Origin of the sequence: Octadecabacter arcticus 238 (genome assembly GCF_000155735.2) — a bacterium.
Lineage (GTDB): Bacteria > Pseudomonadota > Alphaproteobacteria > Rhodobacterales > Rhodobacteraceae > Octadecabacter > Octadecabacter arcticus.
The window spans coordinates 1,913,655-1,937,874 of the sequence record NC_020908.1 but is presented as its reverse complement, the minus strand read 5'-3'; the positions used below and the strand labels follow the sequence as shown (position 1 = coordinate 1,937,874).

The window sequence follows — 24,220 nt, the reverse complement described above, 5'->3', positions numbered from 1 at the left end:
CACCAAGGCCTGCTGTGCGAACAACTTAAAGTTGGCCAACCGGATGTCCCCGTCTCACTAAGCGAACATCTGTTTTGAACGGCGGCCTCCGCTTCAACCGATTTTTATCTGACAGTGCCAGTCGACTGGCTCAACAATCACCGTCTACTCGAACCTATCGGGAATATCCCACCCACTGAGGTAGAAACAAACCTCTATGCTGCTAAGTAAAGACCAGATTTGGCTTCGCAACTCGAACAAATTAGCCTACGGAAAGCTCGGTGCGGTTCAGTAAATCTATAAACCCAGCCCACCAGTGCACCATTCTGAGCCGTTCTGTCCGATGCTCTCGTGTTCCATAGCGGGCGGGTCAAATACATCGGCTTTGAACCACCCCCGTGGAAACATATACAATGCAAAGAACCCAGGTATTGCTAAGTCGCCACCCTGCCCGCCTTGTCGGCTTCTTCTGACGTCACTTTACCAACTTGCTGAAATATATTGAGTTTCCATGAACTCCAGCATCCCCTCATGACCGCCTTCACGGCCCAGTCCGGATTGCTTTGTTCCGCCAAACGGTGCTGCGGGATCGCTGACAAGGCCACGGTTCAGACCGACCATGCCGTAGTCCAAACGTTCGCAAACCTGCAACGCGCGCTTCATATCTTCGGAGAACACATAGGCGACCAGCCCGTATTCGGTGTCATTGGCGCGGGCGATTACGTCGTCCTGATCAGTGAAGGTCTGGATTGCGGCAACGGGGCCGAAGATTTCATCCGCGACGCAGTTGGCGTCCTGAGACACGTTCGTCAGAACGGTCGGCGGATAGTAGAACCCGACGCCGTCTGGCGCTTTGCCGCCCAATTCAATTCGCGCGCCCTTTGCTACGGCGTCATCCACGAAGGCTGCGACCTGATCACGGGTGTCGGCGTTGACCAAGGGGCCAACGTCAACGGATGGGTCATTTCCGTCACCCATTTTCAGAGCCGCCATGGCTGCAACAAATTTCGAGGTAAAGGCCTCGGCGACATCCGAATGCACATAAAAGCGGTTTGCGGCGGTGCATGCTTCTCCCAAGTTGCGCATTTTGGCGAGCATCGCGCCCTCAACAGCGACATCAAGATCGGCATCTTCAAACACGATCAATGGGGCGTTGCCGCCCAGTTCCATCGCCGGTTTCAGAACTAGGTCGGCCGCAGAGCGCAGTAATTTTCGCCCAACGCCAGTCGAGCCAGTAAAGCTGACAACACGCACGCGCGGATCATGCAGCATATGGTCGACCAGCGCGCCGGTTTTGCGCGACGGGAGGACGTTCACAAGGCCCTTTGGCACGCCAGCTTCTTCAAGAAGTGGCATTAGCGCCAGCATGGTCAGCGGCGTTTCAGATGCTGGTTTGATGATCACGGCACAACCGGCCGCCAAAGCCGGTGCTATTTTACGGGTGCCCATGGCGGCGGGGTAGTTCCAAGGCGTCACCAACACCGCAAGTCCAGCGGGTTTGTGCTGCACGATGATCCGCGCGCCAGATGCTGGGGCGTGGGTGATCATGCCATCGGCACGTACGGCTTCTTCCGCAAACCAGCGAAAAAATTCGGCGGCATAAGTGGCTTCGCCCATGGCATCCGCGCGGGCCTTGCCGTTTTCCAGCGTGATCAGGTTGGCGAATTCCGGCAGTCGGGCTGTCATCAATTCCCAAGCTTTGCGTAGCACCTCGGATCTGTGACGCGGTGTCTGCGCTGCCCAGAGCGCCATCGCAGCCTCAGCCGCATCAAGGGCGGCGTCTGCGTCTGCAATGTCAGCCGAGGCAACGGACGTCAGTACCTCTTCGGTGGCGGGATTGATCACATCAAACCGCTCGGATGTCTTTACCCATGCGCCATTAATATAAAGGTCAGTGTATTCCATGTGTGTTTTCCTAAACGAGGTGGTGCAGCGGATCGGCCAGTCGCCGTGCAAGACCGGAGACGAAGGCGATGGCCTGATCGTCAACCATATGCTCGCTGCTGAATTCAAATGTGATCGCGTAGCTGTCGCCGTCCGCCCCGATGCTGAGAGTAGGCAAAGTTGTGTCGCCCAAACGCAGCGACGTCAGAAAACTGTCGCTCAGGTCGTGCAGCACGAACGTCGCATCGTCGTCGGTTTCGGGCGCAGGAACGGATAACCGCGAATAGTCGGGATTGCGCAGAAAGACGTCATCCTTGTCGGGGCCAGATACCTGCACCACGACAAGCGCCGCTTCGGTGGCAGCGCGAAATGCGCCAGCAGCAAAGCTGGCGAATATGGCAGTCGGCACCACAGTGATCGCGCCGTCCGTTTCCATCCAGTCGATAAAGTCACGTGACCCTTGGCGCGGGCAGCGTGCGGTGATCTGTTTGGTGGCAACCATGATGACAGTTTGCCCGCTGGGGCTGGCGCCGATCACTGGCAGGCTGCGCAGGACTTCAAGGTCGCTGACATGATAGGGTTGCGGATGTCCGGCCTGCGCCAATGCGCCAAGATCAAGATCTTGTTCTTTCGCCAGCCTTTTGGCCTTGGGCGACGCAAGAACGCGGCCAGTGGATGCCCCCGTGGATGACATCGGCGCAGCCGCAGGAACGGTGGCTGCGACCGGCGCAACGTGTGTTTTTTGCGGCTCAGCGACGGAATCGGGAACGGGCGCGGGTTTCGGTGCTGCGGCCGCAACCACATTGTCGGCTGTGGCGCTGATCACCGCGATGACCTGCCCGACAGGAACCTCGTCCCCGTCAGACGCGCTGACTTGGGTCAGAAAACCTGCCTCGCTCGCCTCGACTTCCATCACAGATTTGTCTGTCTCGACCTCAAACAACTGATCGCCCACGGCCACCGGATCTCCGGGTTGCTTGAGCCATTGCAGCAGCTTGCCGGTGTCTTGCGCCATCCCAAGGGCGGGCATGATGACATCAACCATGAAACATCTCCCCGGCCATAAGCTTGCGCGCATTCGCTGCGACGCCTTCGGGCGTGGGCACAGTGATGTCTTCCAGTGCGGGTGAAAACGGGATCGGCACGTCCATCGCGCCCATGCGGATGACGGGACCATCAAGGTGGTAAAACGATTGCTCCATAATACGCGCCGCGATTTCAGAGGTCACTCCAAAGCTTTGGTGGCCCTCATCGATGACAATGCAACGACTGGTCTTGCGCACACTTTCGTTGATCGTGTCCATGTCCAGCGGCACAATGGTGCGCGGGTCGATGACCTCGGCGCTGATGCCCCCAAGCGCGAGAATTTCCGCAGCCTTTTCAGCCACCTGCACCATCGATGACGTGCCAACGAGGGTGATATCGAAGCCCACGCGTTTGACGTTCGCAACGCCGAACGGGATCAAATATTCTTCCTCAGGCACCTCGGCCTTGTCCTGATACATCAGCTTGTCTTCGAAGATGACAACCGGATTGTTGTCACGGATCGCGGTTTTCAACAGGCCCTTGGCCTCATATGCCGACGACGGCATTGCAACTTTTAGGCCAGGAATATGGGCGACCAGCGCGTGCAGCGATTGGCTGTGCTGCGCGCCGGAACGCCGTGTCGCGCCAAGGTTTGTGCGCAACACGAGCGGAGCCGTTAATTTACCGCCCGACATATAGTGGGTTTTGGCCGCCTGATTGCACAACTGATCCATGATCAAAAAGATGAAATCGCCGAACATTAAATCCACAATGGGGCGCGTTCCGGTCATCGCCGCACCCACGGCAAGGCCCATGAAACCGGGTTCACCGATGGGTGTATCCACAACGCGTCCGGTGCCGAATTCTTCGACCAAGCCGGATAGGATTTTGAACGGCGTGCCAGCCTCTGCCACGTCTTCACCGATGATAAACGTCGTCGGGTCGCGCCGCATTTCTTCTGCCAAGGCTTCGTTAACGGCTTGGGATAAGGTGATTTCTCTCATAGTCTATTTCTCCTCAAGCCACGAAAACGTGCTGGTCGACTTCAGATATGTCAGGGTATTTTGCAGCAAGCGCGTATTCGACTGCGGCGGCGGCATCGGCCGAAATCTCCGCCGTAATCGCCGCCAGATCGGCGTCGCTGGCAATGCCTTCTTTGGTCAACCAAGTGGCGAACTTTGTGATCGGGTCACGTTCGGTTTTCCACAGTTTTTCTTCGTCTTTCGAACGATAATATTCGCGATTAATGTCGCCAACATGGTGGCCGTGATAGCGATATGTCATCAATTCAATGAAGAACGGGCCTTCGCCTTTGCGCGACCGCGCGACCAGCTTTTCGGTCAGTTCATTCACAGCAAGGACATCCTGCCCATCGACGGTGAAAGCCTCGATACCAAAAGCCTCTGCACGGGCTGTGATCGACCCTGCCGCGATTTCAGCGGTCTTGGTGTATTCTGAGTAGCCATTGTTTTCGCAGGCATAGATGACGGGCAGGTTCCAAAGCGCGGCCATATTCATGACCTCGTACAAAATCCCTTGTGCCGTCGCGCCATCGCCAAAGAAACAGACGGTAACGTCATCTTTGCCGAGCATTTTTGCCGTGAACGCTGAGCCAGTGGCGATGCCCATGGACCCGCCGACAATCGCATTGGCGCCAAGATTGCCGTTGGACTGATCTGCGATGTGCATCGATCCGCCTTTGCCGCGACAATAGCCTTCTTCTTTGCCCAACAACTCGCAGAACATCTCTTTGAAGTTCGCGCCTTTGGCGACACAGTGTCCGTGGCCACGGTGCGTCGACGTAATTTTGTCGGTTTTTTTCAGGGCTTCGCAGATGCCAACGGCAACAGCTTCTTGGCCGGAATACATATGCGTCAATCCGGGCATCTTCGCGGACAGATAAAGTTGGTTGGCGTTATCCTCAAACGTGCGAATCCTGACCATCTGGCTGTACATGCGCAGGTATTCTTCGGTGTTTGATGTCTTTTTTGTCATTTTGAAAAATCCGTTATTCAGAGGTTATCTATACAGCAACGTTGGGAGCCACATCGATAGAGCCGGAACATAAGTAATAAGTAGGAGCACAATGCCGAGCGGAATAAGAAATGGCGCGGTCGCACTCGCAGCGCTTTCAAACTTAATGTCAGCAACGCGTGCCAGCACATAAAGAACCATTCCAACGGGCGGCGTTAACAAGCCAAGCATTAGATTGAGAACCATCATTATACCAAAATGTACTGGGTCCACACCAAGTTCGACCACGAGCGGCAGCAGGACTGGCGTTAAAATGGTAATAGCTGCGACAGGCTCCATAAAAAACCCAACAATTAAAAGTAAAATATTGATCAGTAGTAAAACCAGAACAACATTTTGGGTGTGACCCAAAATTAATTCTGCCACAGTTTCTGTTACGCGGCTCGTAGTCAGTATCCATGAAAATATAGACGCCGCAGCAACAATCAATAGCACGATTGCAGTGGTTTCGATTGTGTCCATTGAGATTGCTCTGATCTTACGGAAGTTAAGCGTCCGATATACAAATACGCCCAAAAATAGTGCATAGGCACAAGCAGCAATGGCAGCTTCTGTCGGGGTAAAGAGGCCTGCCAAGATTCCACCAACAATAATGATTGGAGTTAGAAGCGACAGAAAAGCCCGCTTAAATGTATGCCAAAGAACAACCCATGCAAAGCTTGAATCTCGTCCATAACCACGCACATAGGCATACCAAGAGACCATCAACATCAAAGCAATCGCCATTATCAGACCAGGCACCAAGCCGGCGGCAAAAAGCTGCCCTATCGAAGTTGATGAAACGACTCCGTAGACTACCAAAGGTAAAGATGGTGGAATAAGTGGTCCAATTGTGGATGACGCTGCAGTTACACCGACGGCAAAATCAGCATCATAGCCGCCTTCTTTCATAGCCTTAATTTCGATCATTCCAAGACCGCCCGCATCGGCCACGGCAGCACCTGACATACCAGCGAAAAGGACTGACGCACCAATATTAACGTGACCAAGACCACCTCTCATCCAACCAACAAGCGACTTTGCGAATGCAAATATTCGATCAGTTATGCCAGCATGGTTCATCAAGCTACCAGCTAAAATAAAGAAAGGAACAGCGAGGAGTGTGAAGCTATCTACGCCATTGATCATCCGATGCAAAACAACAACTGGCGGGATGGAGCTTTCCAACAATAAAAATAAAAGCGACGCCCCAGCCAAGGCCAGAGCCACTGGTAAGCCTATCACAAGAAGTAACGCGAGAGTTCCAAATAATACAAGCATAGCGTCACTCTTCCCAGCTGGCGGGCACGTCAGGTGCCACGTCTAATTTGCCTTCCAAAACATGCCGCCAAGCAGCAATTATTGAGTATAATGTCATCAAACAAAAACATCCTGCGACGAACCCGTAGAGAACAGATTTCGAGACATCTATAGAAGTCATCATCTGTTGTGTATTATTTGAAAGCTGTATGCACAAAACTGTCATGATTCCCAAAAGTGAAATTCGCAAAAAATCGACTACAGCAGAGAGCAGGCGCGCCAAATGTTTGGGTAAATAGCGATAGAAAAACTCCACCGAAATATGCGTATTTCGTCTCACAGCAATAGCCGACCCAAGAAAGGTCACTAAAATGAGTAAGTAGCGGGCGATTTCTTCTGTCCAACCGATAGAATCGTTTAAAACATATCGAGTAAAAAATTGAAGAAAAACAATTCCAGATAACAGCCAAAAAATCAAAAATACCAAAGCTGAATCGAGAGGCGGAATTCGCATACGCCGTGCTCTATCTACAATCACAGAACCTTTAAGGTGCATAATTCTTATCCTGAATCGAGGTCATTGAACTTTCATCGAGTCCAAAAGAATAGACGGGCACCAAAATAGCATGGCACCCGTCAAAACGCTAAATCAGTTCAAAGCCTGAAGCCGGTCAAACGTCTCGCGATCCCAGGTCGCCTCGTCGCCGTTCAGCTCATTGACAACTGCTTCGCGAAACAGGTCCCGGTTCACTTCATTCACGGTCGTACCTTGCTCACGGAACCAATCGACGAGCTCAAGTTCCGCCACTCGGATGTCGTTAGACGCACCATTAGCGGCTTCTTCAAGAACCTCCATAAGCGTCGCATAATCCTCATTCGAAAGACTGTCCGACAACCTGTCAGCCACAATCGTCAGGAGTGAGTCAGTTATATGTCCTGTCAAAGTAATATAATCTTGAACTTCATGAAACCTCTTGAACTGGATCGTAGGAAGCGGATTTTCCTGAGCATCTACAACACCTTGCTGCAGAGCTAGATAAACTTCAGAAAAAGCCATGGGTGTAGCGTTTGCACCAACTGCTTCAGGGAACATTTTGTAGAGTGACGCATTAGGCACGCGTATCTTCAATCCTTCCATATCCTCAGGGGTCAAGATCTCAACATTGGAGGTCATGTGTCGCTGTCCATAATAGACAAGCCCAGCAATGTCGTCTCCGGTAGCCTCAGTATAACCTGAGGAGAGATCCTGAAACAGCTCTGAAGCGCGATATGATTGCCAGTGAGCGTAATCACGGAACATAAACGGGGCACTGCCAATGGCGATTGGACCATACCGACGACCAGCGAAGAACTGACCATCATAGATTATATCTACAGTGCCAAGGCTTAAACCTTCAGCCAAATCAGTTTGCTTTCCTAGAGATGAAGCTGGGAAAACTTCGATTTGATAACGCCCTTCCGTCCGCTCCTCAAAGCTTTCGGCGGCCCATTCGGCCCATTGATGATATGGCGACTGTGACTCATACACGTGCCCCCACTTCAACTCAGTCTGAGCGGTTGCTGCAGTTGCGCCGATAATTGCCATCACGCTACCCGCTAGCGCACCACTAACTTTAGTAAAATTAACCATCTTATCCTCCCTTAAATTTGTCATCTGCAAAAGGCCTACTGCCTTTCACATGCAGACTTCTTGCTGTGTGAAGGGAGCCCTGGCTCATGTCAACAAATTTTTTCAAACGATTAAATAAGGGATTTACGTGTTTAGATCCCTGTTTGGCCAGATCAATAAAAATATGTCATTTTTTACTTTTCACTATACAAACCATGACTGTAGGCCAATAAGTTGACAATGATCACAAAGAGAAAAAAACTGACGCAGAAGGTTATTGCCAAGGCTCTTGGTGTTTCAATTGCGACTGTTTCACTCGCATTGCGTGAAAGCCCACTTATTCAAAGTAGTACCCGTGAACGTGTGCAAGCATACGTTCGTGAAGCTGGCTACATTCAGAACCGCGCGGCCACGGCCCTTCGCACAGGGCGTACTCGAATTATTGGCGTTGGCTTTCATGATATCGTTCACCCATTCTTTGCCGAAATGCTGGCAACAATGGAGGGCCAATTGGCGGACAGGGGGGACGCAATTTTTATCAACAACCATAACGATTGCATGAAGAACCAGCGTAGATTTGTAACAACGCTTATGGAGCATGGTGCAGATGGGGTTATCCTGTCTCCCGCTCTTGGAACGACCGATGCTGATCTCGAGGCCTTTCGACAGAGTGATAGTGCGGTGGTTCTAATCGTACGTTCGATTCTGGGTACGAGCTTGGATTATGTCATTAACAATGATCAGGAATGTATGAATTTGGCTACTACACATCTTCTAAAACTGGGGCATAAGAACATCCTGATGTTAGGTGGTAAAGTTGGAACCACAACGGCCGATGGACGCTACCAAGGCTTCGTTTCAGCAATGACAGATGCAGGATATAATCCTGGCCGTGAAGCATGGATTGATGGACCATCAAAGCGGTTAGAGAGCCACTTCGCAATAAAGAGCCTTTGGGACTCGGGCACTCCTCGCCCCACCGCCATCGCTTGCTTCAACGACCTAGTCGCATTTGGAGCAATGAGCGCATTGTCGGAACTTGGGTTGGAAGTAGGCCGTGATGTGGCGGTAGTTGGGATTGATGACACCGATGAGGCCCAAGTTTCGTCACCCCCGCTAACCACCGTCACAAATAACGCGCAAGTAATTGGACGGGAAGCTGTAGATGTTCTTTTTAATCGTCTCACAAACCCGAAAGCTCCTCCAATACAAAAAAAGCTAGTGCCATACATCTCAATCCGTGAGAGCTGCGGAAGCCAACATTAAAATTGGTGCTGTCAGACAAATGCGAATTAGTCTCAGTTCTCCAGCAACCTCAATCTCTTAGGCTGCGCAGAGGCCGCGCCACTCGGTAAGAGCGGTAGCACGGTTCAACTTGAAATTTGATCGGCTGTAAAGACGGCGCTCCGCGTTGAAATGTTTGTGGAATGAGGCGTGGTCGGAGGCGAATTTCTGTAAAGTTCGCATCCGCCTAAATCGAAACATGGCCCGCTCTCTTCGTCTAGTTGGCTGGTGTGAATTTAAAGATGCGCGCATCTGGCTGACCCTTTTATCGCGGATCTCTGCGGCAAACAGCGGGCCAAATCTGTTCCACCAAAAATTGAGCCGTTTCAAGGCTGATGTCGATACCGCGTTCGTGCAGAAGGTCCTCGACATTCCTGATTGCAAGCGGAAACCGAACATACATCATGACGTCCTCTGAAAGGCAAAAAAGCTCTCGACACGGCCTCGCGAATGGCGCCAAGCTTGTAATCCCCGCGTATCGTGCCGGACAATGCGACAGCTATCCAAATTGACGCCACGCCGGTCCAAAATCTGATTGAACGTGAAGTCACTCATATCGACAAAATACCTCGAAACTCAGTGTCTCGTTTCATCTCGATGAGAATTCCAACAGCAGTCATAACTTGGGATTCAACTCTTTGTAATGGGCAAAAATTTGTAGGTTAGTGATAACAGTTTGGTGGGCTGATTCAACACAGTGCGCAATAACAACAACAAGAACCCAAATCACAAGCTTATGAAATTTCCGTCTGTCACACGTAATGGGGTGCGCATTTCCCCTGTGAGGGAAAGGCCCGGAAAGGACCCAAATGGGGGATTGCATCAGTCATCCTGATCCTAAATTGGGGGCACGAGACTCAACCAGAAGTGGCGTTGCTCCTTTGGACATCCAACAGCGCTGGGACTTTGGGACCGAGGTGGGACAGCTGACTGTCCCACCTACCCTTATGAAACCATTCCCTTAATCTCTGCCTCTACATTTACTACCAATAGAGAAAGAGTATTGGTGGAGGGGAAAGACAAGATCATAGGGGTCTGCATAAATCTAAGAACGGTCCCGGCTGTCCCATCACAAAACTTCCTATAATAATCAGCCCATTACTTGGGACATTTGCTGCGACACTCAATAGAATTCGTCGTCACTTTCGCTAGAATTATTCAATATCAGGTCATACGAGATAAGGATTACTCGGTGCTGGTGGTTTCGTTTAAGCCGAATTGCACTTGGGGGGCGGCTGACGCCCTCCAATTTTACGAGCGCAGAGGCATGCGCTCCACTTTGCCACTTCGTATTTGCGTAGATAGAACTAACCGGCGAGTGCCGACCAACTCGAACTGCTACAGCTCTTTTTGCGGGCAACGCGTAGACACCCAACCGGCCAAGTGCGGCATCTGGATCTTCAACATCTTTGACCAGTGTTTGCTCAATCACCCCAATCAATAGATCGCGGATTGTCCGATTCACGGAATGGTCCAATTTGGGAGAATGACTTAGCAAAAAATCCAACGCATCATCACCCTCGGAACTCACACCTGAATCCTCAGCATCGCGCATCAACTCCATTAGGATCGGTTGCAGGGCCCGCAATCTCTTCTGGTCAATATCGCCCTCAAATAGGGCCAAGTCACGTCCAGCAAGGATCGTTGCCGCAGTGTCAGCTTGCCTCGCATCTGCTCCTTCCGAACGGGCTGCTGCAGCAATGACTGCGTGGGACTCATCCCAACGCTCACTCTGGGCGAGGATACGGCCTCTCAGGCGTTGTGAGATCGCCCGGATGGATTTCTCAAATACCTCCAACCTTGACATCATTTTTAGAGGATCTGACGTGATAGGTAATTGTCCCAAGTCTATCATCACAAACCGCGATCGGTCTTGTGGCTCAAGCTGAATGTGATTTATCGACGTTACATATGCTGCACCAAGAGTCCGAAATGAGACCGCGGAATGATCGGAGCCGCCGCGCGAAACGCGACCACCCTCTCCCCCAGACATGCGGCGAAACAGGGCAAACATGCCGTCTTGCTTTGATCCGTTACGCACGCTTTGGTCTGGCTCAAATTCATCGATTAGAATTGGACGGGCTTGGTTATTGCGAGATTGTCTAATCCCAGCTTCTGTCGCGTCGTTTAGAACACTGCCCCCAAACTCTCCCAGCATGCCTGCGGCAACCTCCATTAGCTTCGACTTTCCGCTTCCGCGGCTGCCATAGACGTAGAGATGTGACCGCCAAGCAGGGAACCCACCTAGGATCGCTGCCGCGACCCATCCGAGGAAGATGTCTGCATCAACATCCCGCTTCCATCCCCACAATGCCTTCAATTCCGAAAGAAGAAACTCGACTTCCTCTGGATTAATGAACGTGTTGTCCGGTGGGGCAATCGGCGGGGCGCCGATCATGATACACTTTCCCCTATGCTCAGCAGGAGCTAAGGACCGCCCTCCAGGTTCAACAAGTTGGTTCCCACAATGTGCGATCGCTTTCCCGTCGTCGTCCCTCCAGACACCAACGGCCCTAATATCTGCGGAATCTGGATCAAAAACACCTATCCCGTTGCATTGATCTATGATCCATTGACCAGCCATACGTGGTGACCAACAGCCGTCTTTCTGTGGAAAGTTTTTGAGGCACCACGCGTCGATCGCAGTGCTGTAGCCACTCAGCAAAGCTCGAACGCCTCGCCCTGCCTCTAACGCCTCGGCCTTCATACAACGAAGCTCGCCGCTGGCTGAAATAAAGAAGTAGTTTCCGCCTTTTTGACCAAGTGGGGTAATGGGACAAGTCGCTAGTTCCATCACGACGTCAGTAGGCACGGCATTGGATGGCGTGTTGTCAATCGAAGTGCGAACACCGTTGTCCGCTGGGGACTCGCTTTGATCACTCATCACAATTGCCCCACTTCGTGAGCTGCGATCCAGGCCCTGACGTCGGACGGACGATAGCGGGCAGACCGACCAATCTTTATCAGCTTGGGGCCTTTCCCATTCATCGCACTTTGCTCGAGAAACCGCCTTGTTACGCCAAAGCGCTCTTCGACCTCATCACGGCTCAAAAGCCGTTCATCGTCTTTGGTTTTGCTGCTCATTTTTTAACTCCGCATGTAATGGCATGCAGACCAAGTTCAGCATTTCGGCGAGTCGGATAATAGCTGCGGGAATAGATACCCCCCTCCTGTTTCGGCTAGGGGATCAGTTCTCTCAACCTTTCGATGCTGATATACGCCTCTCCTGGTTTCCGTTTTGTGCCCTTGTTGCGTACATCGGCCTTGCCATAGGCCTTGCGGGCAGCGGTTTCCGTCATTCCAAAGCGCTTGACGGCCACAATGATCATATCTTCTTTGCGGGCGAGCTTGTCCTCCTCTTCCAGGGCTTCAGAAACGCGCTCCATCCACAAACGCGCGTTGGTGATCAACGCACCTTTGTCCCGGTGATCGTTGAACATCAGTGAGAGGTCGGCAGAAAAGACAAATTCCGGCTTTCTGGCGCGCTTATTGAGTACTTCGAATGCTCTTTCTGGCTCAACGAGACGTTCGGTTCCATTGTGCAACTCTGAGACCAAAATACGTGCCTGTTCGAACGCCAACCGCTTGGTCTCCTCAACAATTTCAAGAATCTTTCCAAACCGGAGCTGGAACCCCACCCACTCTGAACCCACATTCTTGTATTGCCATGGCTCTCCCGAATCTGGGAGCTCTGAGCGTCGTCTCCAAGCATTTGGCTTGTACGCCTTGGGCAGTCTTGGTCTTGCCACGGTTTAGTTCCGGTCTCTTTCGAGCAATGTTTGCTATGAAGGAGATAAGGAATGGCAAAGAGATACACAGACGAGTTTCGGCGTGATGCAGTACGCATCGCGATCAGCAGCGGTTTAACGCGACCGCAGGTTTCATCAGATTTAGGTGTTGGCCTTTCGACGCTAAACAAGTGGGTTCAGAAACATCAGCATGAGGATCTGATGTCTGGGCCGCACGATGACGTCGAGAAAGAGAACACCCGTCTTCGTAAAGAACTCCGGTTGGTGCGTGAGGAGAGGGAAGTGCTAAAAAAAGCGGCGATCTTTTTTGCAGGCCAAAGTCGGTGAGGTTCGCCTTTATCGACGCCTGGAAAGAAGTTTGGTCAGTAGAGTTTCTCTGCCGGATTATGCAGGTCACATCGCGTGGGTTTCGCGCTTGGCGGAAGCGGCCGATGAGCCAGCGCCAACGTGATGATATGGTGCTTTTGGCCCACATCCGTGAGCAACATCGCCTCAGTTTACAAAGCTATGGGCGACCCCGCATGACCGAAGAGCTACAGGAATTGGGGCTGCGGGTTGGGCACCGTCGCGTGGGCCGTTTGATGCGTGAGAATGGCATCAAGACCATCAGAACCCAGAAATATAAGGCAACGACGGACAGCAATCACACGTTCAACATCGCGCCTAACTTGCTGGACCAGGACTTCTCAGCGGATGGGCCGAACCAGAAGTGGGCCGGTGACATAAGCTATATCTGGACCAGTGAAGGGTGGCTTTATTTGGCCGTTATCCTTGATCTGTACTCCCGGCGCGTCATCGGCTGGGCTGTCAGTAACCGCATGAAACAGGATCTCGCGATCCGTGCGCTGGACATGGCTGTGGCACTGCGCCAGCCGCCCGAATGCTGCATTCACCATACGGATCGCGGCTCGCAATATTGTTCCAACGCGTATCAGAAGCGCCTGAAAAAGCACGGCTTCAAGGTCTCGATGAGCGGCAAGGGCAATTGCTATGACAATTCCATGGTTGAAACGTTCTTCAAATCCATCAAGGCTGAGCTGATCTGGCGCAATCGTTGGGACACACGCCGTCAGGCCGAGGGCGCGATCTTCCAATATATCAATGGGTTCTATAACCCGCGCCGCCGCCACTCATCATTAGGCGGCAAAAGCCCCTTGGCATTCGAGCGAAAGGCCGCATAAATGAGTTGAGAGACCGGAACGCAAACGGGACAAGACCATCTTCCCTGCCGAACCTCAGCGAGCCCACGTTCCAACCGCTCTTCCACCAAAAGAGCAGGTTGGTGCCTCTCAGTATGATTGATTGCATCCAAGCGATGCTTCCAAATTTCTTCTACTTGGGCGTAGACATTTTTGGTGCCGTCATCCGTACGGAAGAGCCGATCAAGCAGCTCCTTTTCAAGCTTGGCACGGGACCGCCAAGATACCGTTCGGCCAGCCACGAGGTTCTGCTTAATCTGACCTTTAAACAGTCCTTCTTGAACTTTATTTAATTTATCGGGTGCCGTCCGAGATGGACCGAGGCGGTCAATGTTGCCTGCCAGATCCTCGAGCAATTTGTTGATCGCAAATGGTGGTGACGGCTCGTCCAAAACCAGCTCAGCGCTACCTGTTTTGATCAGGACCAGTGCGACGTCATCTTCCGTTTCCTCAAGCACTCCGTCTAGTCGAATTAGGATCATCGGCGCATCCCTATATCAAACTCTTCTCCGCCATCCTGCATGGCTGGGCGCAATGCTTCAAGTGACGGACGGGTTCCAGACCGCCAGTTGGGTTCAAAACAGACCTTCGCTGTGGAATAACCAATATTTGCTTCGCCGACAAAGAGCACCTTCCCTTCAGGCACACCAACGGCTGCTTACAGGCTTCGGTCTCAACTCGACAATCGGTCGTTCTTCATGAAACTCAACAGTGCTTGAACTTTAGCGGAACGGTGCAGATCAGTGTGCGTCACGAGCCACAGCGGGACCACCCAATCTGGTTGCGGCGCAAGCACCTCGACCAAATCGGCGCGTTTTTTGCGTGTATACCTCAGGGTGAAATCCAATTCCCATTCCAGCAAATAAGACTTGATCTGCAATGCCTTGGTTTGCGCTGATCAGTGTTTTGCTTGTCTCGGGCACATTTTGCCTAAGCCATCCCGTGAACGGAAACGGTGTTTTGTCTTGCTCCCAACAGACAAACCGGTGGTTGCGAAAGTCGTCTCGTGACTGTGGGACGCCGTAACGCGCAACATAGCTTGCATGCGCATACAGACCAAACTTGAGGTCCTGATAGTGCTGAACAACGTTGTCTGGCTGATCTGGCTTGGATCCAGACCGAATTGCGACGTGCGCCTCGCCATATTCCAGTTTGAGCAGGGCCGCGCTCGCGATGAACTTGATTACGGTACTTTTGTTTTCGTTCTGGAACCGCTGGAGCGCTGGTAACAGAAGTGGGGCGGTGCGTTCGTGGGCCGTCACAATGAGATCACCAGTAATTTGGGCGGAACGGCTGCGCGTTCGTCCGGCCAGTTGGTCAAACTGCTCCTCTGTCGCATGCGCCACGCGCAAAAGATCAGCGACACAATTCTCGGCATTTTAGTTCCAGTCATGATCTATCTTTTGTGGCGCAAGACCGGTGCGAAAGTCTGGGCCGGATTAATCGTCTATAACGCGCTTGGTGCGTTTGATTATTCTCATGGGCTGGCCACACAAATGCATTATCCCCAAATGATCAAAGGCTCGGTGTCCGCAGTCATCTATACAGCCATTGGACTGGGCATGATTTTCAACCCCATCGTCACGCTGATGATGTTCCGCGGCGACGTTATGCGTCATTTCCTCAAACAACCCGCTTGAAACTCAAAACTTTGGCATGAAAGATTTAACATTTCGGCATCAACTCAAATGCTTCCCGATGGCTCCAACTCGGAAGCCATCGGTCCAAAACCGAGCTTGAATGGTCGGATAAGGCGGACCTGAAAGATTTGGTCGTCGATGACCCAACCTCGGCCACTCAAGTTACGTTGTCGATCATAGGCTCTAGCCCTATGTGATATCTTATGAACATATCAGACCGCATCTTCCGCCCCTTTGAGACCCTTGTCCAACCTTTCAACCTTCCCCTTCGCGCCCTGCCCGCAACAGGGGTTTGGAGTTTAGTCTGGCATTTTGCGCAGCTCTTTCGTGACGTTTTGATTGCGGTTGCCGGGCTGTCAGTAATCTCAGCGGGGATCGGACTGGCGATGGTCTGGGCACTGGCCTTTGTGGTCGACGGTGTCACGGCGCAGGGTGCAGCTTCATTTGTTGCGAACGAAATATGGACACTGGCCGCTTTGGTCTTCCTGTTCGCTGTTGTTGACCCAGTCGTGACCTTTGTGCGCGGGGCCTTTATGGCCCAAACGGTGCAGGTTTTGTTGCCCGCCGCGATGCAGTGGCAAGCCCACAAAGCTGTTGAAGGCCAGGACGTCGCTTTCTTTGAAGACGTTTTTGCGGGTCAGGTTGCCAGCCGCATTGGGCAGGTCACCAGCGCGGTGCAGCGGTCCATGATGATAGCCATGCAGATGGTGCCACGCGTCGTTGTGTCCTTTGGCGGCGCTGCTATATTACTGGCGGCCTTATCGCCAATGATGGCCTTGCCGGTTGTGGTCTGGATTGCGCTCAACATTATTTTTGCATGGTTTGCGGTTCCAATCTACGCGGCGCGGTCCCGCAAAGTGGCGGCCGCCACCAGCCGAGCCACAGGTGCCATGACAGATGTTTATTCTAACATCGCAATGGTCAAACTTTTTGCTGCCGAGGACAGTGAGGCAGGTGCAATCCAAAAGGTCATAGGTGAGACCATCGACACCCAACATCGCGAGAACCGCGCATATGTTTCGACGGATATCTTGGTGCATCTGCTAAATGTGTCGCTGGTTGTGTCTATCTTCGCAGTGGGGCTGTGGGGTTTGATCTCCAGTTTTGTCAGCTTGGGTGATTTTGTTGCCGGCGCCACCATCGCGCGCACCCTGTCGGCCTCATCAGGAATGTTTATTGGGTTGGGCCAGTCGGTCAGCCGAGCATATGGAATGATCGCAGACGCCATGCCGATTATGACCACACCACCAACTCTGATAGACGCAACGAATGCACCCGACCTGAACTTGACCACTGGTCAGATCCTGTTCGATCACGTGACTTTTGGATATGGAAAAACAGACGCAGTCGTGCGTGACCTAACGCTCACCATAGCCGCCGGCGAGAGAGTCGCCTTGGTCGGTCTGTCCGGTGCAGGAAAATCGACCCTCGTCTCCCTCTTGATGCGGTTGCGCGATGTTGAGTCCGGTCGTGTGACCGTTGACGGCCAGAACGTCCGCGATGTCACGCAGACCTCCTTGCGAGGGCAGATCGGTGTGGTGACACAGGATGTCGGACTGCTGCATCGGTCCATCCGTGACAATATCCGCTATGGTCGCCCCGACGCCACGGACGCCGAAGTCGAGGCCGCCGCGCAAGCCGCACAAGCCATGGGCTTCATTCGCGATCTGCGTGATGACAGGGGCCGCGTGGGCCTTGACGCATTCGTCGGTGACCGCGGCGTTAAACTCTCGGGTGGTCAACGCCAAAGGGTCACCATAGCCCGTGCACTCCTCAAGGACGCTCCAATCCTTGTGTTGGACGAAGCCACAAGCGCGCTTGATAGTGAAGCTGAAGCCGCGATCCAAGAGAATCTGGACCGCTTGATGGCTGGAAAAACAACTCTGGCCATCGCGCACCGCCTGTCCACCATCGCAGCTATGGATCGTATAGTGGTCATGGATACTGGGCACATCGTCGAGCAAGGCACGCACGATGCCCTATTGGAAAAAGATGGCCTCTACGCCCGCCTCTGGGCACGTCAATCAGGCGGCTTTCTGGCGCGGAAAATGGATATAGTCTGAAGTAGTACTAATTCGACCCATTAACTCAGCGAGCAAAACGGCATAGAAGTAAGTAGGGCTCTCACCCGCCATTCGCTGCGCTGCGCATAGAGGTCGGCAGTGCGGGACAAAAGTAGCCGTGGGCTGCAGTTGGGCCAACGTCCGATTTTGCCCCAACTTGGAAGACTGAGTAGACAATGTACTCTCAAAAAGAGCCATTAGATCCCCATAATTTGACGATGGACAGTGCCTGACGCCAGTGCCTACTGGCGAGCGATATCTCGGCCTGTGCTTGGGCGTAATCGCTCATTGCGCGGGATTAGACGCTCTGCTCGCTCTGATGCAGCGCATCATGGCTTGCACCTTTTCCGTGCGGTGCAAGTCCACGTGGGTCACAAGCCATCCCGTTGCGCTCCAATCCGGATTGGGCGGAAGGACCCGCTGAAGATTGCCGTGCGTTTGCGCTTCGGCATCATTAACAAATCCGAGACCTATTCCAGCCAAAATCGCTTTCGTAGTGACCCAGATGTCGCGTGATGACAGTGCAACCATCTCAGGGCGGATATGATCTTTGATCCACAACCCAAAAGGCAGCCGGTCATGCGGGAGTTGCTGCAGGACGAATGTATGGTCAGAAAAATCGTCCAAATTAGCCGGCAGACCATGACGCGCGATGTAGCTGTCATGGGCATATAGGTTAAAACTGACGTCGCCGAATTGCGTAACAACATAATCGGGATGATCAGGCTTGGCCCCCGCCCGCAAAGCGATATGCGCTTCACCGTATTCCAGCTTAGCCAGATCTTCGCCCACATCGATGCGCACCAGACATTGCGGGTTCTGAACGCGAAACTGCGCAATCGCGCCCATAAGAAAAGCGGCAAAAGGGGCAAGGGTCGTCAGCTTAATCTCGCCTTCGATCTGGGTTTTTCCACCTTGGACGCGCCCTGCCAGATCATCAATCAGTTCTTCGGTTTTCTGTGCCACCCGCAAAACGTCTTGTCCGATTTCAGTCAGCGTGTAACCGCGAGCGTGGCGAATGAAGATCTTGCCACCAATTTCAGCCTCAAGCAGGTCAATGTGGCGGTTTATAGTCGCACGATGAAGGCGCAGCGTCTGTGCTGCCGCACTGACGGTCCCAAGTTTTGCAACCTGATAGGCCGTCCGCAATTCTGTCCACTTGTCCATGATCTATGTACACTTTTCGCGCATGAGGCGCTGAATATCGCGCATGGCGACATTTTATGCAGCAAGCTATCTGAATTGCAACAAAACAAACATCTTTAGGAAAAAACAATGAAATACCTCTCTATTGGCCTTCGCGCCCTTCTTACACTTGCATTTGTTGGTGCGGGTTTCGCAAAACTGGCAGGCGCTGAAATGATGGTCGCGACCTATGATGCCATCGGGGTCGGACAATGGTTCCGTTACGTGACGGGTATCATCGAAGTTGGCGGCGCTGCGCTGTTGTGGTTACCGCGCCGTCAGGTTCTTGCCGCGTCCGTGCTGGGGGGCACGATGTTCGGCGCAGTTTTGGCCCACGTGTTTATTCTTGGCGCAGCACAAGGCATACCTGCCGTTGTCCTTGGCCTGATCTGCACCGTTTTGATCTATCTACACCGCGACCAGATCAACGAAACATTGGGGCGCAGTGCATAAGCAACCCCCCAGCCTCAAACGATTAGAATAACCATGGAAATTGGTGTTGATTGTTTTGCAGCGTTTTTGCCTGAAACCAAACATCAGGCTTTTATGCCTGCGCCACAGAGGATGGCAGGCTTGCTGGCATAGGCCCAAGCTTCCATCGCGCAAGGTCTGAGCCTCGAAGGCACAGTCGCAGAGGTGCAGTTGCCAGATTTTCAGGGGTATGCGTTGATTGGCTGGGTACATCCAAACACGAACGTGCCTGCTGCCTACAGCAACCTTCAATAACACGACGGCCGGACCTCATTGATTGGGGTCCAGCCTTCGTTCTCAAAATGAGAACACCCAAATCTAAAACTGGCAACTCTTGTTGCAAGCTGACCCGTACTAGGGTTTTAATCAAACGCCGCAATATCTTATGGAGCCCTCCGATGACCCAATCTGTCCCGATTATCGCAGCCAAACATCCCGTCAAAGTCGATTTGGAGAAGGGTAAGGATTACTACTGGTGTCGGTGCGGATTGTCCAAAAGCCAACCGTTTTGTGACGGATCCCATGCAGGTACCGACGTAACACCGCTAAAGTTTACCGCTGATAACACCGGCAGCGCGGCGCTATGCCAGTGTAAGGCGACAGCGAACGGCCCATTCTGCGATGGCAGGCATGCCAGTCTGGGTGACCTGCAAGTGGGCGATCCGTCGCCAAAGCCCAAGTCAGATAGACCGACAGCAACCCCAACTCCCGAAGAGCCAACCGTCGCCCGTATTCATGCCTTGGCCAAAGACGGGCTATCCAAGCTGGGCCATCACGGCGAGATGGGTGCAATGGGTGTTCCCCGTAAAGACCTCCCACATTGGGATGACATTCAGATTCTCCCTGCGCAGATGGCCCGCAAACCATTGCTTGATGACGTCCCGGTCGCGACATCCGTGACGATTGGGCCGCGTGCTGCCAAACCGTTGCAACTGGATATCCCTCTGTTTGTCTCGGACATGAGTTATGGCGCATTGTCCGAGGAAGCAAAAATCGCGTTGTCGCGCGGTGCGCAGATGGCAGGCACTGGCATTTGCTCTGGCGAAGGTGGAATGTTGCCAGAAGAACAGGCTGAAAATTCACGTTATTTCTACGAATTGGCGTCTGCACGTTTTGGCTGGGATCTTGATTTGGTTGCTCGCGTGCAAGCCTTTCACTTCAAAGGTGGTCAAGGTGCCAAGACCGGCACCGGTGGCCATCTCCCCGGTGAAAAGGTTCAGGGCAAGATCGCAAAGGTGCGTGGTTTGGAGCCAGGGCAACCCGCGATATCCCCATCAACGTTCCAAGACCTTGAAACACCAGCAGACTTCAAACGCATCGCTGATGAAGTTCGTGAACGATCTGGTGGAATTCCTATTGGGTTTAAATTATCCGCCAATCATATCGAAGACGACATCGACTTCGCACTTGAGGCCAGTGCCGATTATATCATTCTTGATGGGCGCGGCGGTGGCACAGGTGCAGCGCCTTTGATCTTCCGAGATCATATCTCTGTTCCAACGATCCCTGCCTTGGCCCGTGCCCGTGCGCATCTGGATGCCAGGACGGGTCGTGAAGTGACATTGGTCATCACAGGCGGTCTGCGCGTGGCTGAGGATTTCGCCAAAGCCTTGGCCTTGGGCGCGGATGCTGTTGCGGTGTCAAATTCGGCTATGCAGGCCGTCGGCTGTATCGCCGCGCGGATGTGTAATTCTAACAATTGCCCCGTTGGTATTGCTACCCAAAAACCGGAATTACGTGCGAGGCTAGACGTACAGATCGGAGCACAAAAGCTTGCTCGCTATTTCGGCGCATCGGTTGAGTTGATGCAGGTCTTGGCACGCGCATGCGGGCACAACAGCCTGACTGACTTCGTACACCGCGACATCACCACATGGAAGAAAGAGATGGCCGACCTGAGCGGTGTACGCTTTGGCGGTGTTAATCGGTAGCGCGGTGGCGGGTTAAAACGTCGCCCGTCATCCCCACCTCAACGGGGAGAGGAAACGATATGTTAGATCAGTTTGAAATGCGCACAGAGGATATGCCAACCAACATGCAGGCGCTGCTGCGCACCTATCCGCGCGATACGTGGGACGCGCACCCTGGTTTTACGGAAAAGACACGCCATTGGCTGGGCGCACACCGCATGTTCCGACAACTAAGCGCCACCGTTCGCAAAGACACCGAAAGCTATCTCAACGGTGATCGCGACGTGGCCGATTATGCAGGGCGCTTGTCTTATCACAGTGGTGCATTGGTCAGAAATTTGCATGGACACCACGGTTGGGAGGACCACTCTTATTTTCCCGAACTATCGGCGGCTGATCAACGTTTTGATGCCGGATTAGAGGTGCTCGAAAAGGACCACGCGGATTTGGATGTGGTTCTCAATAGTTTTATCCGCACAGCCAACCGAACCATCAAATTGGTACAGCTCGATAAAAAAGCGGCGCGCGAAGAAGCGGGCAAATTGCACGGCGTCGCTCAAACCATCGAAGCGTTCTTGCAAAGGCACCTCACGGATGAAGAAGAACTGGCGGTGCCGATCATTCTGCACCATCGTCTACGCGGATAAACAGGAGATATACGTGACCAAAACATCCGTCGAAGAGTCCCAGAAAGACGCCGTCGCACGCCGCGCCAAAGGCGAGTTTGTGCGCGGCGTCAGCGGATTTCGGTCCATCTTGAGCGAAGACCCTGATTTTCCGGCTGAACCGGGACGGTATCACTTGTTCGTAGCCTTCAACTGTCCTTGGTGTCACCGTGTGACGCTGGCCCGCAACGTTTTAGGATTACAGAACAGCATTACGATGGATGTGGCGTTCCCAAGTCGAACTACAGAGGATGACCCGATTGCGTCGAACCGTTGGGAGTTCAACCCGACGCGTGTGGCATCGTTCACTGGTTCGACGTTGCCGGAATGTACGTTTGAAACGGCGACCGGGCAAAGCTTCCGCCTCGCCAAGCAGATTTATGACGCCGAAGGGTCGGATGAGGCCTCTGTCCCGATCCTCTATGACAAGAAAACCAAACGGATCGTTGCCAATGAAAGCGCTGAAATAATCCGAATGTTGAATGCGCAGGCGGGTGCGCTGGGCAGTTCTATTGCAAATAGTTCAAGGTCAGATTTGTACCCCTTGGGTGACCAAAACATCGCTTTGCGTCAGGACATCGACACCCTGAATGACCAAATCTACGTGGGCATTAACAACGGGGCCTACAAAGCGGGCTTTTCATCAGATCAAGCGGTCTATGCAGCAGCCTTCAAAAACTACTTCGAAACACTTGGGGCATTAGAAGCGCGGCTTGCATCAGACGACCGACCATTCCTGACAGGCGACAGTTTCACCGAGGCTGACCTTCGGCTCTTCCCAACGCTATATCGCCATGATCCGGTATATTATCTACGGATGAAACTGAACGGTGCCCGAATTCTAGACTACCCACATCTTTGGCGCTGGCTATGCCGAGTTTACGCTTTGCAGGGTGTCGCCGAGAGCAACTCATTGGTTCACTGCCGACAGGGCTACTTTGGCCGATCTTGGAACAATGTCGTACCGCTGGGTCCATTCCATCCGATGCCATATCCAGAAGCCTACGCGCATCCTGATCTCGCTGTTCAGGCTGACGAAACGACTAGCGTTTGACTGAAGTAGGCATTTGCTGCACTGCAGAAAAAAACGTAGATTTGGCTCATACCGGCCTTTCGCTACAGGACGAATTAAGGTCCACTTTCCAAATACCGCCTCATTTGCTGATGCGGTTCAGAATTTCGTTGCACGCAATCTCCATCGACGGACGCAACGCATCCAACGACGGCCGCGTATATCTCTGCCCAGTGATCGACAGCGGCGTATGATTGAGCAGCCGCCCTACAATCTCCTCCAGCACTCCTGCTTCCATCGCAACCGTCGCAAATGTCCGGCGATGCATATGGGGATTATATTTGAGCCTTACCGGCCTCGTGATGTGACCTGTCTCTGATTTAGGCGATGGGAATACCCAGTCGCTGCTGAGAGGGCGAAGCGGTGCCAATATCTCATGATGCAATTGCGAGATCGGAAGGTCGAAGCTCCGGCCATTCTTTGTCATTGGCAGATGGATCCGGTCTTCCAGTATTTGCTCCCACTTCAAGGTGAACACTTCAGTTTTGCGAAGGCCGGTAAACAATAGAAGCTCGTAGAATACGCGATGTATTGGATTGGGCAGATCATCAATCGTCTTCCGCCAGTGCTTAAGGTTCTCAATAATCCGTCCGTCCGGCTTATCTTCAAACCATTCTATCGCCATGGTCGGACATTCCGGCAGATCGCAAGTCCGGCGGGCATGGTTATAGATGGCGCGAAAGCTGCGTAGCACATGATTGGCGGCTGACGGCGATCCAGCCATGTCGTGATGACGGCGTACTGTCATCGCCTTGCTGATCTCGTCCAGGGGCAGGCGCATCCAGTCTTTTAGATGAAGCGTAAGCTGGGCGCGCATCCCGACCTTGTTGGTCTCAGAACGCAGCTTTGGACGTGCCAGATACACTTCCATTGTGGCTTCCAAGGTGGGCGCGCCAATCTGAGCCGCCTTCCCTGCCCCTCTGCCCATCTCCAAGGCAAAACCAAGCGCCGTCTGACGTGCGGCTTGCGCCGAGATGATTGGGAACCGGCCAATCAGAATACGCTTGGTCTGGCCGCCAACGTCCTTCTGAAAGTACCAGGTCTTCGAGCGCTTCCCCACAAAGAGCACCAGCCCTTTGATTTCAGCATCCCAGTACTTGTCCGTCCCTGCTTTCGCATGCGGCAATTTGTTAGAAAACGTCTCTGTGAGCTTTGGCATATTCTGTCGGCCTTTTGTAGGTAACGCCACGCAACTGTGCGCTACTCTATGC

22 protein-coding genes and 1 pseudogene are annotated in these 24,220 nt (G+C 52.9%); 8 read left to right on the top strand and 15 right to left on the bottom strand.

All coding sequences use genetic code 11. From position 1 onward, the window contains the following. Nucleotides 1-459 precede the first annotated feature (459 nt). From OA238_RS10080 to OA238_RS10050, 7 genes are all read right to left on the bottom strand, one after another. On the bottom strand, nt 460-1,884 hold the full coding sequence (locus tag OA238_RS10080) for an NAD-dependent succinate-semialdehyde dehydrogenase (protein WP_015495077.1): 1,425 nt from the start codon (nt 1,882-1,884) through the stop codon (nt 460-462). Between the two features lie 10 nt (nt 1,885-1,894). Next, nucleotides 1,895-2,908, bottom strand: coding sequence for a biotin/lipoyl-containing protein (locus OA238_RS10075; RefSeq protein WP_015495076.1), 1,014 nt, complete (start codon nt 2,906-2,908; stop codon nt 1,895-1,897). After that, nucleotides 2,901-3,893, bottom strand: coding sequence for an alpha-ketoacid dehydrogenase subunit beta (locus tag OA238_RS10070; RefSeq protein WP_015495075.1), 993 nt, complete (start codon nt 3,891-3,893; stop codon nt 2,901-2,903). Before OA238_RS10070 ends, OA238_RS10075 begins: the two co-directional genes overlap by 8 nt. 13 nt (nt 3,894-3,906) lie before the next feature. After that, nucleotides 3,907-4,884 (bottom strand): thiamine pyrophosphate-dependent dehydrogenase E1 component subunit alpha, encoded by a 978-nt coding sequence (locus OA238_RS10065; RefSeq protein ID WP_015495074.1) that lies wholly within the window; start codon nt 4,882-4,884, stop codon nt 3,907-3,909. 24 nt (nt 4,885-4,908) lie between these two features. Then, nucleotides 4,909-6,183 (bottom strand): TRAP transporter large permease, encoded by a 1,275-nt coding sequence (locus OA238_RS10060; RefSeq protein WP_015495073.1) that lies wholly within the window; start codon nt 6,181-6,183, stop codon nt 4,909-4,911. Nucleotides 6,184-6,187: 4 nt separating this feature from the next. Beyond that, entirely contained in the window at nt 6,188-6,718 is a 531-nt protein-coding gene (locus OA238_RS10055; RefSeq protein ID WP_144055878.1) for a TRAP transporter small permease, read from the bottom strand. Between the two features lie 93 nt (nt 6,719-6,811). Then, complete coding sequence (locus OA238_RS10050) at nt 6,812-7,792, bottom strand: sialic acid TRAP transporter substrate-binding protein SiaP (protein WP_015495071.1); 981 nt, start codon at nt 7,790-7,792, stop codon at nt 6,812-6,814. Nucleotides 7,793-8,011: 219 nt separating this feature from the next. On the opposite strand from OA238_RS10050, the gene OA238_RS10045 reads away from it, so the two are divergent. Further along, on the top strand, nt 8,012-9,037 hold the full coding sequence (locus OA238_RS10045; protein ID WP_015495070.1) for a LacI family DNA-binding transcriptional regulator: 1,026 nt from the start codon (nt 8,012-8,014) through the stop codon (nt 9,035-9,037). Nucleotides 9,038-9,094: 57 nt separating this feature from the next. On the opposite strand, the pseudogene OA238_RS34985 reads toward OA238_RS10045, so the two are convergent. The 4 genes and pseudogenes from OA238_RS34985 to OA238_RS10025 form a co-directional block, all read right to left on the bottom strand. Next, nucleotides 9,095-9,524: pseudogene (locus tag OA238_RS34985) on the bottom strand (hypothetical protein). 654 nt (nt 9,525-10,178) lie between these two features. Next, nucleotides 10,179-11,939, bottom strand: a complete 1,761-nt coding sequence (locus OA238_RS10035; RefSeq protein WP_015495069.1) for a hypothetical protein — start codon at nt 11,937-11,939, stop codon at nt 10,179-10,181. Continuing rightward, the gene (locus OA238_RS10030) at nt 11,939-12,139 is read right to left on the bottom strand and encodes a helix-turn-helix transcriptional regulator (protein ID WP_044036541.1); all 201 of its coding nucleotides are present in this window, start codon (nt 12,137-12,139) and stop codon (nt 11,939-11,941) included. Before OA238_RS10030 ends, OA238_RS10035 begins: the two co-directional genes overlap by 1 nt. A gap of 95 nt (nt 12,140-12,234) precedes the next feature. After that, a complete protein-coding gene (locus OA238_RS10025; RefSeq protein WP_245581488.1) occupies nt 12,235-12,636 on the bottom strand; it encodes a hypothetical protein in 402 nt (133 codons plus the stop codon). A gap of 219 nt (nt 12,637-12,855) precedes the next feature. On the opposite strand from OA238_RS10025, the gene OA238_RS10015 reads away from it, so the two are divergent. Beyond that, nucleotides 12,856-13,985 (top strand): IS3 family transposase gene (locus tag OA238_RS10015; RefSeq protein ID WP_085982731.1). Its coding sequence is split into 2 segments (ribosomal slippage): nt 12,856-13,102 and nt 13,102-13,985, totalling 1,131 coding nucleotides; the frame shifts between segments, so codons are not numbered across the junction. On the opposite strand, the gene OA238_RS10010 is transcribed toward OA238_RS10015, so the two are convergent. After that, the gene (locus OA238_RS10010) at nt 13,913-14,485 is read right to left on the bottom strand and encodes a hypothetical protein (protein WP_015495067.1); all 573 of its coding nucleotides are present in this window, start codon (nt 14,483-14,485) and stop codon (nt 13,913-13,915) included. The genes OA238_RS10015 and OA238_RS10010 overlap by 73 nt on opposite strands. Nucleotides 14,486-14,743: 258 nt before the next feature. Beyond that, nucleotides 14,744-15,265 carry a LysR substrate-binding domain-containing protein gene (locus tag OA238_RS10005; RefSeq protein WP_245581487.1) on the bottom strand — a complete coding sequence of 174 codons (522 nt, stop codon included), beginning with the start codon at nt 15,263-15,265 and terminating at the stop codon, nt 14,744-14,746. On the opposite strand from OA238_RS10005, the gene OA238_RS10000 reads away from it, so the two are divergent. Then, nucleotides 15,254-15,643, top strand: a complete 390-nt coding sequence (locus OA238_RS10000; RefSeq protein WP_245581486.1) for a hypothetical protein — start codon at nt 15,254-15,256, stop codon at nt 15,641-15,643. The two genes, OA238_RS10005 and OA238_RS10000, sit on opposite strands and share 12 nt — an antisense overlap. A 203-nt stretch (nt 15,644-15,846) precedes the next feature. Next, nucleotides 15,847-17,706 carry an ABC transporter ATP-binding protein gene (locus OA238_RS09995; protein WP_015495064.1) on the top strand — a complete coding sequence of 620 codons (1,860 nt, stop codon included), beginning with the start codon at nt 15,847-15,849 and terminating at the stop codon, nt 17,704-17,706. Nucleotides 17,707-17,991: 285 nt separating this feature from the next. Here the strand turns inward: OA238_RS09995 and OA238_RS09990 are convergent, their stop codons facing one another. Beyond that, nucleotides 17,992-18,873 carry a LysR family transcriptional regulator gene (locus OA238_RS09990; protein WP_015495063.1) on the bottom strand — a complete coding sequence of 294 codons (882 nt, stop codon included), beginning with the start codon at nt 18,871-18,873 and terminating at the stop codon, nt 17,992-17,994. 108 nt (nt 18,874-18,981) lie between these two features. On the opposite strand from OA238_RS09990, the gene OA238_RS09985 reads away from it, so the two are divergent. The 4 genes from OA238_RS09985 to OA238_RS09970 all read left to right on the top strand — a co-directional run bounded on the left by OA238_RS09985 (nt 18,982) and on the right by OA238_RS09970 (nt 22,991). Continuing rightward, nucleotides 18,982-19,344: a DoxX family protein gene (locus tag OA238_RS09985; protein ID WP_015495062.1), complete on the top strand. Its 363-nt coding sequence runs from the start codon at nt 18,982-18,984 to the stop codon at nt 19,342-19,344. Between the two features lie 416 nt (nt 19,345-19,760). Beyond that, entirely contained in the window at nt 19,761-21,293 is a 1,533-nt protein-coding gene (locus tag OA238_RS09980) for a glutamate synthase-related protein (RefSeq protein ID WP_015495061.1), read from the top strand. Between the two features lie 59 nt (nt 21,294-21,352). Further along, the gene (locus OA238_RS09975) at nt 21,353-21,919 is read left to right on the top strand and encodes a hemerythrin domain-containing protein (RefSeq protein ID WP_044036629.1); all 567 of its coding nucleotides are present in this window, start codon (nt 21,353-21,355) and stop codon (nt 21,917-21,919) included. Between the two features lie 13 nt (nt 21,920-21,932). Continuing rightward, nucleotides 21,933-22,991 carry a glutathione S-transferase C-terminal domain-containing protein gene (locus tag OA238_RS09970; protein ID WP_044038178.1) on the top strand — a complete coding sequence of 353 codons (1,059 nt, stop codon included), beginning with the start codon at nt 21,933-21,935 and terminating at the stop codon, nt 22,989-22,991. 100 nt (nt 22,992-23,091) lie between these two features. Here OA238_RS09970 and OA238_RS09965 read toward each other — a convergent pair whose 3' ends face one another. Beyond that, nucleotides 23,092-24,168 carry a tyrosine-type recombinase/integrase gene (locus OA238_RS09965; protein ID WP_015495059.1) on the bottom strand — a complete coding sequence of 359 codons (1,077 nt, stop codon included), beginning with the start codon at nt 24,166-24,168 and terminating at the stop codon, nt 23,092-23,094. Nucleotides 24,169-24,220 lie beyond the last annotated feature (52 nt).

Bases quoted from the DNA above. Each gene is read 5' to 3' on its own strand.
- OA238_RS10080 (WP_015495077.1), bottom strand. From the start codon at position 1,884: ATGGAATACACTGACCTTTATATTAATGGCGCATGGGTAAAGACATCC.
- OA238_RS10075 (WP_015495076.1), bottom strand. From the start codon at position 2,908: ATGGTTGATGTCATCATGCCCGCCCTTGGGATGGCGCAAGACACCGGC.
- OA238_RS10070 (WP_015495075.1), bottom strand. From the start codon at position 3,893: ATGAGAGAAATCACCTTATCCCAAGCCGTTAACGAAGCCTTGGCAGAA.
- OA238_RS10065 (WP_015495074.1), bottom strand. From the start codon at position 4,884: ATGACAAAAAAGACATCAAACACCGAAGAATACCTGCGCATGTACAGC.
- OA238_RS10060 (WP_015495073.1), bottom strand. From the start codon at position 6,183: ATGCTTGTATTATTTGGAACTCTCGCGTTACTTCTTGTGATAGGCTTA.
- OA238_RS10055 (WP_144055878.1), bottom strand. From the start codon at position 6,718: ATGCACCTTAAAGGTTCTGTGATTGTAGATAGAGCACGGCGTATGCGA.
- OA238_RS10050 (WP_015495071.1), bottom strand. From the start codon at position 7,792: ATGGTTAATTTTACTAAAGTTAGTGGTGCGCTAGCGGGTAGCGTGATG.
- OA238_RS10045 (WP_015495070.1), top strand. From the start codon at position 8,012: ATGATCACAAAGAGAAAAAAACTGACGCAGAAGGTTATTGCCAAGGCT.
- OA238_RS10035 (WP_015495069.1), bottom strand. From the start codon at position 11,939: ATGAGTGATCAAAGCGAGTCCCCAGCGGACAACGGTGTTCGCACTTCG.
- OA238_RS10030 (WP_044036541.1), bottom strand. From the start codon at position 12,139: ATGAGCAGCAAAACCAAAGACGATGAACGGCTTTTGAGCCGTGATGAG.
- OA238_RS10010 (WP_015495067.1), bottom strand. From the start codon at position 14,485: ATGATCCTAATTCGACTAGACGGAGTGCTTGAGGAAACGGAAGATGAC.
- OA238_RS09995 (WP_015495064.1), top strand. From the start codon at position 15,847: ATGAACATATCAGACCGCATCTTCCGCCCCTTTGAGACCCTTGTCCAA.
- OA238_RS09990 (WP_015495063.1), bottom strand. From the start codon at position 18,873: ATGGACAAGTGGACAGAATTGCGGACGGCCTATCAGGTTGCAAAACTT.
- OA238_RS09985 (WP_015495062.1), top strand. From the start codon at position 18,982: ATGAAATACCTCTCTATTGGCCTTCGCGCCCTTCTTACACTTGCATTT.
- OA238_RS09980 (WP_015495061.1), top strand. From the start codon at position 19,761: ATGACCCAATCTGTCCCGATTATCGCAGCCAAACATCCCGTCAAAGTC.
- OA238_RS09975 (WP_044036629.1), top strand. From the start codon at position 21,353: ATGTTAGATCAGTTTGAAATGCGCACAGAGGATATGCCAACCAACATG.
- OA238_RS09965 (WP_015495059.1), bottom strand. From the start codon at position 24,168: ATGCCAAAGCTCACAGAGACGTTTTCTAACAAATTGCCGCATGCGAAA.